Source organism: Mesorhizobium sp. M4B.F.Ca.ET.214.01.1.1 (assembly GCF_004791545.1).
In the GTDB taxonomy this organism is placed as follows: domain Bacteria; phylum Pseudomonadota; class Alphaproteobacteria; order Rhizobiales; family Rhizobiaceae; genus Mesorhizobium; species Mesorhizobium abyssinicae.
This window is the reverse complement of sequence record NZ_SRUX01000010.1, coordinates 192,726-207,899: the sequence shown is the minus strand read 5'-3', so window position 1 is coordinate 207,899 and position 15,174 is coordinate 192,726. Positions and strand designations below refer to the sequence as shown.

At 66.1% G+C, this 15,174-nt stretch carries 11 protein-coding genes; 5 read left to right on the top strand and 6 right to left on the bottom strand.

The annotated features are described in order from the left end of the window. The first annotated feature begins 27 nt into the window (after positions 1-27). Positions 28-894, top strand: a complete 867-nt coding sequence (locus tag EN857_RS20910) for an SH3 domain-containing protein (protein WP_135859166.1) — start codon at positions 28-30, stop codon at positions 892-894. On the opposite strand, the gene EN857_RS20905 is transcribed toward EN857_RS20910, so the two are convergent. Together EN857_RS20905 and EN857_RS20900 are read right to left on the bottom strand one after the other, a co-directional pair. Next, positions 878-2,182 (bottom strand): Mur ligase family protein, encoded by a 1,305-nt coding sequence (locus EN857_RS20905; protein WP_245478195.1) that lies wholly within the window; start codon positions 2,180-2,182, stop codon positions 878-880. The two genes, EN857_RS20910 and EN857_RS20905, sit on opposite strands and share 17 nt — an antisense overlap. Positions 2,183-2,265: 83 nt before the next feature. Then, positions 2,266-3,027 (bottom strand): SDR family oxidoreductase, encoded by a 762-nt coding sequence (locus EN857_RS20900; RefSeq protein ID WP_135859164.1) that lies wholly within the window; start codon positions 3,025-3,027, stop codon positions 2,266-2,268. 254 nt (positions 3,028-3,281) lie between these two features. Here EN857_RS20900 and zwf point away from each other — a divergent pair, with 254 nt between their 5' ends. From zwf to edd, 3 genes are all read left to right on the top strand, one after another. Next, positions 3,282-4,751 carry a glucose-6-phosphate dehydrogenase gene (gene zwf / locus EN857_RS20895; protein ID WP_135859162.1) on the top strand — a complete coding sequence of 490 codons (1,470 nt, stop codon included), beginning with the start codon at positions 3,282-3,284 and terminating at the stop codon, positions 4,749-4,751. Continuing rightward, the gene (pgl, locus tag EN857_RS20890) at positions 4,733-5,446 is read left to right on the top strand and encodes a 6-phosphogluconolactonase (protein WP_135859159.1); all 714 of its coding nucleotides are present in this window, start codon (positions 4,733-4,735) and stop codon (positions 5,444-5,446) included. The genes zwf and pgl overlap by 19 nt, the downstream gene beginning before the upstream one ends. Before the next feature lie 66 nt (positions 5,447-5,512). Further along, positions 5,513-7,336, top strand: coding sequence for a phosphogluconate dehydratase (gene edd / locus EN857_RS20885; protein ID WP_135859157.1), 1,824 nt, complete (start codon positions 5,513-5,515; stop codon positions 7,334-7,336). A gap of 69 nt (positions 7,337-7,405) precedes the next feature. Here edd and EN857_RS20880 read toward each other — a convergent pair whose 3' ends face one another. From EN857_RS20880 to EN857_RS20865, 4 genes are all read right to left on the bottom strand, one after another. After that, on the bottom strand, positions 7,406-9,070 hold the full coding sequence (locus EN857_RS20880) for a VWA domain-containing protein (protein WP_135859155.1): 1,665 nt from the start codon (positions 9,068-9,070) through the stop codon (positions 7,406-7,408). 114 nt (positions 9,071-9,184) lie between these two features. Continuing rightward, positions 9,185-10,183 carry a GlxA family transcriptional regulator gene (locus EN857_RS20875; RefSeq protein ID WP_126056467.1) on the bottom strand — a complete coding sequence of 333 codons (999 nt, stop codon included), beginning with the start codon at positions 10,181-10,183 and terminating at the stop codon, positions 9,185-9,187. A 16-nt stretch (positions 10,184-10,199) separates the two neighbouring features. Further along, a complete protein-coding gene (gene folD, locus EN857_RS20870; RefSeq protein WP_128346721.1) occupies positions 10,200-11,099 on the bottom strand; it encodes a bifunctional methylenetetrahydrofolate dehydrogenase/methenyltetrahydrofolate cyclohydrolase FolD in 900 nt (299 codons plus the stop codon). Between the two features lie 209 nt (positions 11,100-11,308). Further along, positions 11,309-13,672 (bottom strand): Wzz/FepE/Etk N-terminal domain-containing protein, encoded by a 2,364-nt coding sequence (locus EN857_RS20865; protein ID WP_135859153.1) that lies wholly within the window; start codon positions 13,670-13,672, stop codon positions 11,309-11,311. 204 nt (positions 13,673-13,876) lie between these two features. Here EN857_RS20865 and EN857_RS20860 point away from each other — a divergent pair, with 204 nt between their 5' ends. Beyond that, complete coding sequence (locus tag EN857_RS20860) at positions 13,877-15,172, top strand: lipopolysaccharide biosynthesis protein (protein WP_127284529.1); 1,296 nt, start codon at positions 13,877-13,879, stop codon at positions 15,170-15,172. Positions 15,173-15,174: the final 2 nt, after the last annotated feature.

Genomic DNA, 15,174 nt, shown 5'->3' with positions numbered 1-15,174 from the left:
TCGGCCCACCTATTGGAGGTGGTTAGAGTGAACGAGCCCTTCAGTTTCGGCGCGCCGGAACGGCGGCACTTTGCAATGCAGTTCGGCTATGACAGGCGGCCCACGTTCTGGCAGGGCGTGCGGTCCAATTCGCATCTGGTGATTGCCGCTGTCGGCACCGCGGCCCTGCTCGGCGTGGCGGGGATTGCGTTGTGGCTGGCGCTGCCGGCCAGCGACCGGCAAGCGATTGCCAGCCCGGCGCAAAGCGTCCCGACAATCCCGGTCAAGACAACCAAGATCGCGCCCGTCAGCGCGAACGCCACGGCGATCGCAGTGGCGCCGCAGGCGGCGGGCAAAGCCGACGCGGTGTCGGCCGTCGTCGCCGCCAAGGAAGCCAAGATACCGGCGCTGGCGTCCAACGACCCGCGCTGGACCGCACCGGGCACCAAGGCCGCGTCCAACGACCCCGCGCCTGCTCCAGCCGATCAGGCGGCAGGCCGACAGGCCGAAGAGACCGCCAAGCCAACCGACACGGCATTCGCCGAACCGGCGCCTCAATCAGACGCCACCGCCTTGCTGTCCAAGGTGGCCGCGCCCAGCGCGGCGCCGGCAAAGGACGATCCCGACGGCGCCAAGACCGCCGCCATTCCCGCGCCGGACCCGCAGGCGCCGGAAGCGCAGGCATCCGCAGGCGACGATGCCAAGCCAAAGCCTCAACAAGCCAGCGCGGCCAGTACCGGACGCATCCTGCGGACCGTCACCATGCGGGCCGGCCCGAAACAGAAAGCGGCGGCCATGGTCACCGTGCCCGCGAAGACCTCGGTGCAGGTCATAAGCTGCAAGAAGTGGTGCCAGATCGTCTATAACGGCAAGCGCGGCTGGGTCTACAAGACCTACATCAAGACCGGCGCCTGAGAGCTTCATCGCCGCCGGTCAGCCTAAGCCACTGCCATAGCCGGGCCCGCCTGCGCTTTCTGACGTGGGCGCGATGTTGCTCGAAGGGCACTTCGAACAGGCCGCATCCCTGGCATCCAGACCTTTTTCCGCAAACCGGGACCCAGCATTTGACATCGTGGGTCCAGGCGAGCGCGACCCTCTCGAGGTGAAGGTTGGACGAGCTCTTGAGCAGGATCAGTTCGCCCGGTACTGCCGTTTTCCTGATGTGGTCGGAGACTTCCCTGGGCGTTCGCAATTCGACGAAGCGGCCGCCATCGCGGTCGGCCTGGCCGGCGCCCGAGCGATGCGCGTTGTCGCCGACATAGATCACCTGGCCAGCGACCTCGCGCGCGGTGTTGTAGGCGTCACGGTACTTTCTGGTCGAACCCACATAATCCGAAATCTGGCCGAGAACGATGCGTTTTGAGGCGACCTTGGCCTTGGCCACCATGTCGATGGCGAGGTTGATCGAATGCCAGGGTGCCTTGGCGGTGTCGACCAGGAAGTGCGGACCGTCCTCGATAACGAGCACCTGGCAGCGATTGACCAAGGGCCGAAACGTCGCCACGCGCGCCGCGACTTTTTCGGGCGGCACGCCGAGCTCCAGCGCGGTGGCGACAGCCGCCGCCGTCGGCAGCCATAGATATTCGGCCGGAAACAGCGTCTTCAGGTCGAGCGTGCCGCCACGCCACCGGACCTTGAGGCTCAGCGTTTCAGGATAGGCGGCCTGCGTGTCGGTGACACGATAATCCGCATCTTCCGTCCGGCCGAAGGTGACGACGCGATGCCTGGTGCCCGAAGCCATGCCGAGCACGTGCGGATCGTCGGCGTTGAGCACGGCAAGACCGCCCGGTGGCAGCGCATCGACCAGGGCGCGCTTTTCCAGGGCGACGTTCTCCAGGGTCCTGAAACTGGCCAAATGTTCGAGGCGGACCATGGTGACGACAGCCACATGCGGCTTGAGCAGTTCCGCCATCGGCCTGATGGTGTCGACGCCATAGGCGCCTGCCTCGAACACGACGTGGTCGACCTTGCCCGATTTCCACATACGCTTGTAGAGCGTGCTGGCCAGCGCATCGATGGCGTTGGCGAGAACCTGCGTGTAGACCGGGCCATGGCTGGCCAAAATATGGCCGAGCAACGCCGCCGCCGTCGACTTGCCGGAACTGCCGGTGACGCCGATGAAGGTCGCCTTGCTCTTTGAACGAGCGCGCCTTGCCCTGTAGATCTTGTGACGGTGCCACAGGCTTCGGCGAATCTTGCGCAATCGGGCATTCATCGCATGGCCACCCTGCCTCCTCGAGAAGCCTTATGCAGTTCCCGGGCGGCTCGTCAATTCAGGCCCGCCGTTCAGATGCAGCGCCCGCCGTCGACCTCCAGCGCCACGCCGGTGATGAAAGCGGCTTCGTCGGAGGCGAGCCAAAGTGCTGCATTGGCGATGTCGAGCGGCGTCGAGAGGCGGCCGAGCGGGATCGAGGCGCGGAACCTCTCGCGGATTTCCGGCGTGTCGGCGCCCATGAACTTCTCCAGCATGCCGGTCTCGCCGGCGACCGGGCAGAGGCAGTTGACGCGGATGTTTTTCGGCGCCAGCTCGACCGCCATCGACTTGGTGGCGGTGATCGCCCAGCCTTTCGAGGCATTGTACCAGGTGAGGCCGGGCCTCGGCCTCAGGCCGGCGGTCGAAGCGGTGGTAAGGATGACGCCGCCGCCCTGCCGCTCCATGATCGGCACCACCGCGCGCGCCGCGTGGTAGATCGCCTTCATGTTGACGGCCGTGATCAGATCGAAGGTCGTCTCGTCGACGTCGAGCATGTCGCCGTTGCGGTGCGTATAACCGGCATTGTTGACCATGATGTCGATGCGGCCGAAGGCGCTCGTGGCGGCATAGACCATCTCGTCGAATTCGGAGCGCTGCGACACGTCGGTCTGGGTCCAGATCGCTTTGTCGCCGATCTCGCCAGCCACGCGCTCGGCGCCCTTGGCATTGAGGTCGGCGACGACAATCCTGGCGCCCTCCTCGGCAAAGCGCCTGGCCATGCCCTCGCCAAAGCCAGATGCGGCGCCGGTGATGATGGCAACCTTGTTTTCCAGACGCGTGTCTTTTTCGCTCATTGAAGATCATCCCGAAGCAAGGCATTTCTCCTTTGGCTTTCGCCGCGATCCCGCTCTATGCTGCACCTGCGAAAGCTCCCCGGAACCACCGCTTGCCGAGAAGCCCCCGGGGCTACGTCAGTGTCAAGGGCACACATGAACCCAATCGACAACCAGCGACCGGTTCTCACCTGTGACACCATGGCACTGGAATATTTAAATCGATTAGAATATATCAGCCTCGTACCTGAGCGCGGCGTCAAAACGGACAGACCATGACCAGCCAGATCATCCCCGTCGATCCTTTCGACTTCATCATTTTCGGCGGCACCGGCGACCTGTCGGAACGCAAGCTCCTGCCTTCGCTCTATCATCGCCAGCGCGACCATCAGTTTTCCGAGCCGACCAGGATCATCGGCACGTCGCGTTCCAAAATGACCGACGCCGAGTTCCAGGCCTTCGCCAAGCAGGCGATCTCGGACCACGTGAAGCCCGCCGACATCGATCCGAAGGAGCTGGAGACGTTCCTCGCCCGGCTCACCTATGTCTCGGCCGACGCGACCACCGGCGCCGGCTTCGACAAGCTAAAGAAGGCGATCGGCGACAGCGACCGCATCCGCGCCTTCTACCTGGCCGTGGCGCCGGCGCTGTTCGGCGACATCTCGCACAAGCTCAAGGAACACAATCTGATCACGCCGAACTCGCGCATCGTGCTGGAGAAGCCGATCGGCCGCGACCTCGCCTCGGCGCGCGCGCTCAACGACCTTGTCGGCGACGACTTCCACGAAAGCCAGATCTTCCGCATCGACCACTACCTCGGCAAGGAGACGGTGCAGAACCTGATGGCGCTGCGCTTCGCCAACGCGCTCTACGAGCCGCTGTGGAACTCGGCCAATGTCGACCACGTGCAGATCACGGTCGCCGAGACCGTCGGCCTCGAGGACCGCGTCACCTATTACGACAAGGCCGGCGCGCTGCGCGACATGGTGCAGAACCACATGCTGCAGCTTCTGTGCCTCGTCGCCATGGAGGCGCCGTCCTCGATGGACGCGGACGCCGTGCGCGACGAGAAGCTGAAGGTGCTGCGAGCGCTGAAGCGCATCAACGGCAACGAGGCACCGAAGCACACGGTGCGCGGCCAGTATCGCGCCGGCGCCTCCGCCGGCGGCCCGGTGAAAGGCTATGTCGAGGAACTCGGCAAGGACAGCAACACCGAGACCTTCGTCGCCATCAAGGCCGAGATCGCCAACTGGCGCTGGGCCGGCGTCCCGTTCTACCTCAGGACCGGCAAAAGGCTGGCGACCCGCGTCTCGGAAATCGTCATCGAGTTCAAGCCGATCCCGCACTCGATCTTCGGCGACAGCGCCGGACCGATCTTCGCCAACCAGCTGGTGATCCGGCTGCAGCCGGATGAGGGCGTCAAGCAGTTCATCATGATCAAGGATCCGGGCCCGGGCGGCATGCGGCTGCGCCAGATCCCGCTCGACATGAGCTTCGCGCAATCCTTCGACGGGCGCGCGCCGGATGCCTATGAGCGGCTGATCATGGACGTGGTGCGCGGCAACCAGACGCTGTTCATGCGCCGCGACGAAGTCGAGGCGGCCTGGAAATGGATCGATCCGATCCAGAACGCCTGGGAAAATGCCAGGCAGGAGGCGCAAGGCTATACGGCCGGCACATGGGGGCCGTCGGCCTCGATCGCGCTGATCGAACGCGATGGGCGGACATGGCACGAGAGCAATTGAGCGGCGCCTACAACTGGAATGGCTTCGCCGATCGCGAGCAGCTGGCGGCAGCGCTTGCCGGCCATGTCGCGGCGCGGCTGACCAAGGCGATCAGCGAGCGCGGCACGGCGCTGCTTGCCGTTTCCGGCGGCACGACGCCGGCGAAGTTCTTCGCAGCGCTGTCGAAGACCCCGATCGCCTGGGACAAGGTCACGGTGACGCTGGTCGACGAGCGTTTCGTGCCGGCCTCCTCGCCGCGCTCGAATGCCGGGCTGGTGGCCGCCAATCTCCTGCAGAACGCCGCGGCTGCCGCCCGCTTCGTGCCGCTCTACCATGAAGCGGCAAGCATCGAGGATGCGGCGCTGTCCGACAACGAGGCGCTGATATCGCTGCCCTGGCCGCTCGACGCGGTCGTGCTCGGGATGGGCGGCGACGGCCACACCGCCTCGTTCTTTCCCGACGCCGACGACCTGCCACGACTGCTCGATCCGTCCTCGCAAAGGATCGTGCTGCCGGTGCACGCGGCAAGCGCCGGCGAGCCCCGGCTGACGCTGTCGATGGCAAGGATCATCGCCGCCGGCTTCATCGCCCTGCACATCGAGGGCGCGGAAAAACGCAGTGCCTTCGAGGATGCGATGGCGCCGGGAAAGCGAAAGCCCATCGGCGCCGTGATCGATGCGGCACCCAGAACCGTCGAGGTTTTCTGGGCGCCCTGATTTTGACCATACCGAGGGTCCCGGCTGCCGGAAAGTTCAGGGACCCCGCCTGAAAGGACCGTTGCCATGACCGCCAGACGCGACATCGAAGCCATCACCGAGCGCATCCGCCAACGCTCGAAGGCCGGCCGCGAGGCCTATCTCGGCCGCATCGCAGAAGCCTCCGGCCGCAGCGCCAACCGGGCGGTGCTGTCGTGCGGCAACCTTGCGCATGGCTTTGCCGTCTGCAGCCCTTCCGAGAAGGTCGCGCTCGGCGGCGACCGGGTGCCCAACCTCGGCATCATCACCTCCTACAACGACATGCTGTCGGCGCATCAGCCCTTCGAGACCTATCCGGCACTGATCAAGGAAGCGGCGCGCGAGGCGGGCGGCATCGCGCAGGTGGCCGGCGGCGTGCCGGCGATGTGCGACGGTGTCACCCAGGGCCAACCCGGCATGGAGCTGTCGCTGTTCTCGCGCGACGTGATCGCCATGGCGGCGGCGATCGGGCTGTCGCACAACATGTTCGACGCCGCCGTCTTCCTCGGCGTCTGCGACAAGATCGTGCCGGGGCTGGTGATCGCCGCGCTCACCTTCGGCCATCTGCCGGCAGTGTTCGTGCCGGCCGGGCCGATGACCACCGGCCTGCCAAACGACGAGAAGGCCAAGGTCCGCCAGCTCTACGCCGAGGGCAAGGCGGGACGGGCCGAGCTGCTCGAGGCGGAGTCCAAATCCTATCATGGGCCGGGCACCTGCACCTTCTACGGCACCGCCAATTCCAATCAGATGCTGATGGAGATCATGGGCCTGCATACGCCGGGCGCCTCCTTCGTCAATCCGGGCACGCCGCTGCGCGACGCGCTGACCAGGGAAGCGGCCAGGCGGGCGCTGTCGATCACCGCGCTCGGCAACGACTACACGCCGGTCGGCCGCATGATCGACGAGCGCTCGATCGTCAACGGCGTCGTCGGCCTGCATGCGACCGGCGGCTCGACCAACCACACGATCCACCTGATCGCGATGGCCGCCGCCGCCGGGATCGCGCTGACCTGGCAGGACATTTCGGACCTGTCGGAAGCGGTGCCGCTGCTGGCCCGCGTCTATCCGAACGGGCTTGCCGACGTGAACCATTTCCACGCCGCTGGCGGGCTCGGCTTCCTGATCCGCGAACTGCTCGACGAGGGCATATTGCACGAGGACGTGCAGACGGTGTGGGGCGAAGGGTTGCGCCCCTATGCGGTCGAGGCCAGGCTCGGCGCCGATGGCGGCGTGGTGCGTGAGGCCTCGCCGCTGGAAAGCGGCGACGAGAAGGTGCTGGCGCCTTTCAAGAAGGCGTTCCAGCCGACCGGCGGCCTGAAGGTGCTTGGCGGCAATCTCGGCCATGCCGTCATCAAGACCTCCGCCGTGAAGCCGGAGCGACGCGTCATCGAGGCGCCCGCAAAAGTGTTCGACAGCCAGCAAGGTCTGAACGACGCCTTCAAGGCCGGCACGCTCACCGGCGATTTCATCGCCGTCATCCGCTTCCAGGGGCCGAAAGCCAACGGCATGCCGGAACTGCACAAGCTGACCACCGTGCTTGGCATCCTGCAGGATCGCGGCCAGCGGGTGGCACTGGTGACCGACGGGCGCATGTCGGGCGCGTCTGGCAAGGTGCCGGCGGCGATCCATGTCACGCCGGAAGCGGTCGAGGACGGCCCGATCGCCAGGATCCATGACGGCGACATCATCCGGCTCGACGCCGATGCCGGCACGCTGGAAGTGCTGGTGCCGGGCGCGGAATTCGCGCTGCGGCGCACGGCGGATGCCGATCTCATCGGCAACGAGTTCGGCTTCGGCCGCGAGCTGTTCGCCGGGTTCCGGCAACTCGTCGGCCGCGCCGACCACGGGGCCGCGGCTTTCGGGAACGCCTGAGTGGTAATTCGTCCATGAAAAAGGGCGGCCCGTCGGCCGCCCTTTTGTTTCCCGAAGACGCCGCAGTGCCTACTGGACGGTAACCTCGGCGCGTTCACCGGCCTTGACGGTCACCGGCGTCTCCTTGTCCTGACCCTGGTCGGAGGCGTGGCGCACGACGACATAGTCGCCGGCCGGAATGGTCTGCTGCCAGCTGTCGCCATAGCTTAGCCCAAGCGACTTGCGCTTGCCCTCGATGTCCTTCTTCGACGACAGCACCTCGATGGAATAGGCGCCGGGCGCCGACATGGCGAGCACGCCGGCATCGAGCGTCACCTTGACGTCCTGGTTGTCGCCGGCCTTGATGCTGAAGGGCTGCTCGACGACGGCGATGTCGAATGTGGTGATCGCGACATAGTCGTCCGGCGGCAGCCAGAACTTGCTGTCCGGCCCGTAGGAGTGCTCGACGCTTTCGCGCGTGCCGTCGATCTTCTTCTTGGCCTTGACGATCTCGAAGCCCATGCCCGAATTGTCGGCCTTGTCGCCGCCCGCCGTGTAGTAGGCATTGAGCACGGCATGGCCGACGCCGACGACGATATCCTTTTCGACGGTCTGCCCGGCGGCCAGTTGAACGGTCTCGGTCACCGTGCCGGCGCCGATCTGCACCGTCACCTTCTGCTCGCCCGCCGGCACCGTGGCTTTGGCGTCGCCATAATGGGTGGTGCTGCCGCCCGGATAGGCGAAGTCGACGCGGGCCTCGCCGCTGATCTCGGCGCCCTGGCTGGCGTGCGGATGGATGATCAGCGTGCCGGCATTCAGCGTGAACAGCGGCTTGTAGACCTGGCCGGCCTCGACCTTGAGCTTCTGCTCGACCTTGGCCTCGTCGGCGCGACCGACGACGATGTAGTCGCCCGGCTCGAGACTGGTCTTGAGCTCGCCATACTCGGTCATGACCTGATCACCGCGCGTGCCGTCGGCGTTGGCCTTGTAGATCTCCCAGGCATTGCTGTTGTCGCTGACATCCGGGCCGCCTTCGGCCAGGACGACGCTCGGCATGAAATTGAATTCCGGCTTGGCGGGCTCGGGCGCCGGCGCGGGAGCCGGAGCAGGTTCGGGGGCAGGCGCCGGGGCCGGCGCCGCCACGGTCTCGACCAGCGCTTCCTGCAGCGCCTTTTCGTCCGAGGCCTGGATATACTTGCCGCCGGTGTTTTCGGCGAGGCAGGCGATCTGCTTGCCCTCGTCGGCGGTCAGGCCGAAGCCGACGACATCGGCGGTGAAGTCGACCCCGGAAGCCTCCAGTTCCTTGCCCAGCGCGCAAGGGTCGCCGCCGCAGGTCTCGAGCCCGTCGGTGATGAGGACGACGGTTGCCTTGTCCTCGGTGTATTTCAGCGCCTCGGCCGCCTGCTTGACGGCTGCGGTCAGCGGCGTCTTGCCGAGGAATTTCATGCTGTCGGCGGCGGCCGAAATGGCGCTCGCCGAACCCGCCTGCGGCGGCACGATCAGCTCGATGTCCTCGCAGCTGCCCTTCTGGCGATGACCGTAGGCCATGAAGCCGATCTCGTCGTCGCCCGGCACCGACTGCAGCACGGTGCGCAGCGACTCGCGCGCGATCTCGAGCTTCGGCTTGCCGTCGATCTGCGCCCACATCGAGCCCGACGCATCGAGAATGATGATGACCTTGTTGGCGGCAAGGCCAAACGTGGTCGTCGACAAAAGGAGGATCGCCGTGGCGACGCTCCGCGCCAATCGCATCATGAAACTCTCCTAGGAAACCCCTCTGGTCCGCGGCGCGAAGGTATTTGACCCGGCCTTTGGAGACAAGCCCGCAGGCGGCCTTGCGCACAGGCACCACGGACGGCGGCTCATTGGTCAGTAGGTGGTGCGTCGCTCTTCCGACGGCGGGCGGCCGAACTGCAGCCGGTAGCTCTGCGCGAAATAGGAGTGCGAGGTGAAGCCGGTGGCGATCGCCACGTCGAGGATCGGCATGTTGGTCTGGCGCAGCAGCTCGCGCGCCCGCTCCAGCCTGAGCCGCATGTAGTAACGCCCCGGCGTGACGCTCAAATGGCGCAGGAACAGGCGCTCGACCTGGCGCACCGACAGGCCAGCCGACTTCGCGAGCTGCACCGCCGACAGCGGCTCGTCGAGGTGATCGGCCATCAGCTCGACGATGCGCCTGAGCTTCTCCGACTTGCCGGTGAGGTCGCGCTCCGGCCCGACGCGCTGGCGGTCGCCGGCCGAACGGATGCGCTCGTGCTGGAACTGGTTGGCGACGCCGTTGGCGAGGTTGGAGCCGAAATCGGTGCGCACGATCTCAAGCATCAGGTCGATCGAGGTGGTGCCGCCGGCGCAGGTGTAACGCTTGCGGTCGATCTCGAAGACATTGCCGGTGCAGTTGATGTCCGGGAAACGCTCCATGAAGCCGGCGCGGTTCTCCCAATGGATGGTGCAGCGATAGCCGTCGAGCTGGCCGGCCTCGGCGAGCAGATAGGAGCCGACCGAGAGCGCACCGAGCGCGTTGCCGCGCCTGCCCCAGCTGCGCAGCGCCGCCAGCACCTTGCTCTTGCCCGGGAATTCGATGGAGAGGCCGACCGACACGAACAGGATGTCGACCGGCGGCATATCGGCGACGGAATAATCGATCTTCAGCGGCAGGCCGTTCGAGGCCATGACGGCGTCGCCATCCGCCGAGATCGTCGTCCAGCCATAGACATCGCGGCCAAGCAAGCGGTTGGCCGAGCGAAAGCAGTCGATCGCCGCGGCCAGCGAGAACATCGAGAACTTGTCGACCAGCAGGAACCCGAACTGACGACCACCCTGAACGGAATCGTTCGCGACCGGCCGTTCGATGGGAATGGAATGGTTCGGCAAGTAGGCTGCTTCCCGGTCAGAAGGACGGCCGCTTCAACCCGGCCGCAAGGTAGGCGGAAGCTACAGTGTTCGCCATCAGCATGGCAATGGTCATCGGCCCGACGCCGCCGGGCACCGGGGTGATGGCGCCGGCCGCCTTGGCCGCTTCGGCATAGGCGACGTCGCCGACGAGGCGGCTCTTGCCTTCGCCCTTCTCGGGCGCCGGGATGCGGTTGATGCCGACGTCGATGACCGTGGCGCCGGGCTTGACCCAGTCGCCCTTGACCATTTCCGGACGGCCGACGGCGGCGACCAGGATGTCGGCGGTGCGGGCAAGCGCCGGCAGGTCCTTGGTGCGGCTGTGGGCGATGGTGACGGTGCAGTTGGCGGCAAGCAGGAGGTTGGCCATCGGCTTGCCGACGATGTTGGAGCGGCCAACGACGACGGCGTTGAGGCCGGATAGGTCCTTGCCGCGCACGCGCTCGATCAGCAGCATCGAGCCGGCCGGGGTGCAGGGCACGAAGGCCGTCTCCAGCTCGCCGGTGCCGAGCTTGCCGACATTGATGAAGTGGAAGCCGTCGACATCCTTCTCCGGCGCGATGGTCTGGATGACCTTGCCGGAATCGATGTGGCCGGGCAGCGGCAGCTGCACCAGGATGCCGTGGATCGACGGGTCGGCGTTGAGGTCACCGATGATCTTGAGCAATTCGGCCTCCGAGGTCTCGGCCGGCAGCGTGTGCTGCAGCGAGTGGAAGCCGCATTCCTTGGCGGTGCGCGATTTCGAGGCGACATAGACCTGGCTCGCCGGATCCTCGCCGACGATCACCACGGCGAGGCCGGGCTTGGTCGCGCCCTTGCCCGCCAGTTCCGCGGTCAGCGCCTTGACCTTGCCAACCACGTCTTCGGCGACGCTCTTTCCGTCAATCACTTCGGCCATGAACCACCTTCAACTCTTCCATCAAAGCACGTCGCATCCTTGGGATTCATGCGACCGCCTTGTCTCATTGTTTCACAGACCCGAAACCCGCGCGGTTCGGGCGACATGTCGAGCGGCATTTTCACGAAAATTCCGGCGGGCAATCCCGTCAAAACGCCGTCGCATGCCGTAAACTCGAAACCGGCCGCTTTTATCGGATGGGTCAGGATCTAGAAATAGCGGCGGTTCGAACGGCTTTCGGTGAGCTCGCGCACCGCTTCGCGGAATTCGCGCAGGCTTTCGCGGATCTCGTCGATCTGGCCTTGCTGCTCGTCGGTGTCCGGCGCCTGCGGCGCCAGCTGGTCCCGAGGATTGGCACCCTGCCCACCAGCTTGCGCTGGCAAGGGATGAGAGTAGCCAGCCGGCGGTGTCTGTTCGGGCCGTGCCGGCCGATAGCCGGGCTCGTCATCAGAGGCCTGCGCGCGCTGAGCGGGATGCATGGCCGGCCGCCGAGGCGGCTCATCCTGCTGGAATTGACGCGGCTGATAGGCCGCGGGACGTTCCGTGACCTTGCCGGGATCGACGGGTTTTTGCCTTTTGCCGGGCATCATCCCGCGCACTGCCGAAAGCAACGCGCCAACCGGCCCCGAACGTTCGGCCCCGGTGGTCGCTGCGGACGCTGGTGCAGGCGGCGACGGAGCCCGCGGCTGCGACCGTGGCAGCGGAACAGGAAGTGGCGGCCGATAGACCTTGTCTTCGACCGCCGGCTTGTGGTCCTCGTTTCCGCGGCGACGTGAGCGCGAGGTCGCGGTTTCGCGCAGGCTCTCATAGGCGCCGCGCATGCCGCCGAGCCCGACGCCCGCAGCAAAACCAAGCAGCAGGCCGGCAAGCGCCAGCATGGCGCGCGACGGCCCCTTGGCCTCCAGCGGTGCGAAGGCCTTGGAGATGACGTTGATGTTGGCGGTGTTGATGTCTTTCTGCTCGCCGGTCTCCTTGGCGCGCAGCAGGAAAGCCTCGTAGACCGAGCGCTTGGCGGCCGCCTCGCGTTCCAGCTCGCGCAGCGAGACCAGGGCGTTGTTGACGTCGCCGCTCTGCACCTTGGCCTGCGCCAGGCGGGAGGCAAGATCCTGCTCCAGCTGGACGGAGCGCTTCAGGTCGACCTGCAGCGAAGAGGCGATGCGCTGCAATTCGCCGGCGATGCGGTCGCGCGCGCCGGCAAGCTGGGCGCTGAGCGCCTGCAGTTCGGGATGGCGCGGCCCGAGCCTGACGGCTGCACGGTCGGCTTCCTGCTTCAGCGCCGCATATTGCGCCCGCAGCTCGCCCATGGTGTTGGAGTTGATCTCCTCCGGCAAGGTGCCGTTGAGGACCGAATTGACGCTGAGCGAACGCGCCGAAGCCGCCCGCGCGTTGAGTTCCAGCGTGCGGGCGCGGGCGACGGAAAGCTGCTCGTTGAGCTTCAGCATCTGGTCGTCGCTGATCAGATGGCCCTGCGCGTCGACGAGGTCGTGCGTGGCGCGGTAATCCTCGACCTTGCGCTCGGCCGCCTCGACGCCCTTGCGCAATTCGTCGAGCCGCGCCGTCAGCTCGTCGGTGGCGCGGCCGGCGGTGTCGGACTGGATCTGGCCGAAGGTCTGCAGGAAGACGTCGGTCATCGTGTTGGCGATGAGCGCCGACTTCTCGCCATTCTGGGTGGTGGCGCCGACCGAGATGACGAAGGTCTTGCCGCCGCGCTCGACCGACAGGCTTTCCGCCAGATTGCCGACGGCGAGCGCACGGCGGCGGCCCTCGTCGGCGGCTCCGGCATCATGGCGCGACAGGATCGAACGGATCATCGACATCACGCCGAGACCGCCGGAGCCTTGCCCGTTGAACTCGGGATCGTTGGTGAGGTTGAGCTTGTCGACGACCTTGTTGAGGACCGTGCCGGAGGTAAGCACGCGGACCTGGTTCTCGACGATCGCCAGTGTCGCGTCGGACGCGACCACGTTCTGGGTGAGATCGCGATCGGTGAGCTTGAGGTCGCGGGGATCGACGATGAGCTCGGCGGTGGCCTCGTATTTCTTCGGCGTCGACAGAGCGATGGCGACGCCGAGCGCCGCGCCGAGGATCGTCGTCGAAAGGATCAGCGCCTTCGAGCGGGCAATGCCGCGCACGACCTGCATCGGATCGATCAGCGGCTTCCACTGCTGGTCGTCGGCATCCTCGAATGCGGGCCGGCGCGCGTTCGAGGCCTGTCGCGGATCGAGCGCGGCCTGAGGCGCGCGACCATGCGAAAGTTCCTCCGGCTCCTCGCGCGCATGGGTGTGTGCGTAACCAGTTCGCGCGGTCCAGTCATCCTCGATGCGCGTCTCGTAAGAGATCGGTTCGCGATCGGCCTGAAGGCCGCTCGGCTCGGTCTCGGCGGGCGGTGCCGAGCGCGTCTCGCGCTGCGCGCGTGCAAGCCGGTGGCGCTCCGCCGCATCCTCGCGCCATGACTGGTTCGCGCGGTCGCCGATCGCGACCAGCGAGGCGTCGTCCTCACCGCGCATAGCCTCGCCGAGCGCCAGCAGCGAGCGCTCGCGCCTCCAATCCTCACGGTTGTCCCTGTCGACCATTGTCTTGGAGCTTTACTCTTCGGCGGCTTGGGAGAGGCGGTCGGCCAATCGTTAAGCCACGCTAAACAGGCATAGAAAACAAAAGGTTAATTTTTCGGTCCCGGAGAGGAGAGTTTTCGCGCTTTGATTGCATGGTTTTCGAGCGCAATCGAAGCCGCTCCAGAACGGCACGTTAAGCTTTCCGGCCTATGGTCCGGCGCACCTATGACCCAAGCCAGCGACATAGAGCAGAGGCGGAGCCTCGCCCGGATCGGCGCCTTCGTGGCCGCGCGCCGGAAGCTGGTTTTCGACTATTTCTCGGCGATCAGCGGCGCGGGCGGGCGGCTGGTGTTCTCGCTCGCCTATTTCATCGCGCTCGCGAACACGCTGTCGATCGCCGAATTCGGCATGTTCGCCACCGCTTCGGCGGCGGGCGTCATGCTGTCGCGCATCCTCGCCTTCGGCTTTATCTCGGCGCTCTACCGCACCGCCACGATCCGCCCCAATCTGATCGGCGCCTTCACCGCCGGCTTCCTGCTGCTCGGCGCCGTCTCACTGCCGGTGCTGGCGGCGGCATCCTACGTCGTCTACCTGATTTTCTTCGCCGGCGCCGTGCCGCTGCCCGTCTTCGCCGCTGTCGTTTTCGCCGAAGCGCTGCTGTGGCGGCCGGTCGAGGTGGCGCTGATCGTCAACAACGGGCTCGGCAAGTTCGGCCGGGCCGCCGTGCTGGCGATCCTGGCGACGGCGCTAAGGGCGCTCGGCGCGGTGCTGTTCATGCTGGCGGCGCAGCACAGCGTCGGCGTCTGGTCCTGGTATTATATCGGCGCCAACGCGGCTTCGCTCGTCATCGCCTTCGGCTTCTTCTATCCGCGACAGCGGCTGCGGCTGCGCATCGAGCTTTATCTCAGGCGGCTCGCCGATTCCGTCTATGTCGCCGGCGCCGAGGTGCTGTTCTACCTGCAGATGGAGTTCGACAAGCTTCTGGTGCTGTCGATCGGCGGCGCCCATCTCGCCGGCATCTACGCCATCATCATGCGCCTCGTCGACCTGACTGCGATCCCGATCCGCACCTTCTCGATGATGCTGGTGCAGCGGATGATGCGGGCACCGGAGCTCTTGTCGCGGCTGGCCGTCAAGAGCGGCATCGAGGGCGGCGTGTTTCTGGTCTCGACGCTGGCGCTCGCCGCGCTCGGCATTGTGCTGCATTTCTTCCCCAACGCGCTGGGCAGGAACGTCGCGGAGGCGGCGCCGCTAGTGGCGCTGGCCATTTGCGTGCCCGGCCTGCGCAATTTGGTCGAATACCAGGCCGAGTTGCTGTTCGCGCGCGGCCAGACCGCCGTCCGGGCGCTCAATCTCGGCCTGCTTGCCGGGCTCAAGGCGGTGCTCCTGATCTATGTGCTGACGACGATCGCCGACACCTCCAATCTGGTGCTGTCGCTCAACGTCGTCTTCCTGCTGCTCTATCTCGCCTCGGCGTTTCTCACTTACTCGGCGATGCGCAGGCCGGCCAAGGCCATCTAATT

What these genes read in the sequence shown, in the direction of transcription:
- EN857_RS20900 (WP_135859164.1), bottom strand. Translation starts at nt 3,027, where the DNA reads ATGAGCGAAAAAGACACGCGTCTGGAAAACAAGGTTGCCATCATCACC.
- zwf (WP_135859162.1), top strand. Translation starts at nt 3,282, where the DNA reads ATGACCAGCCAGATCATCCCCGTCGATCCTTTCGACTTCATCATTTTC.
- pgl (WP_135859159.1), top strand. Translation starts at nt 4,733, where the DNA reads ATGGCACGAGAGCAATTGAGCGGCGCCTACAACTGGAATGGCTTCGCC.
- edd (WP_135859157.1), top strand. Translation starts at nt 5,513, where the DNA reads ATGACCGCCAGACGCGACATCGAAGCCATCACCGAGCGCATCCGCCAA.
- EN857_RS20880 (WP_135859155.1), bottom strand. Translation starts at nt 9,070, where the DNA reads ATGATGCGATTGGCGCGGAGCGTCGCCACGGCGATCCTCCTTTTGTCG.
- folD (WP_128346721.1), bottom strand. Translation starts at nt 11,099, where the DNA reads ATGGCCGAAGTGATTGACGGAAAGAGCGTCGCCGAAGACGTGGTTGGC.
- EN857_RS20865 (WP_135859153.1), bottom strand. Translation starts at nt 13,672, where the DNA reads ATGGTCGACAGGGACAACCGTGAGGATTGGAGGCGCGAGCGCTCGCTG.
- EN857_RS20860 (WP_127284529.1), top strand. Translation starts at nt 13,877, where the DNA reads ATGACCCAAGCCAGCGACATAGAGCAGAGGCGGAGCCTCGCCCGGATC.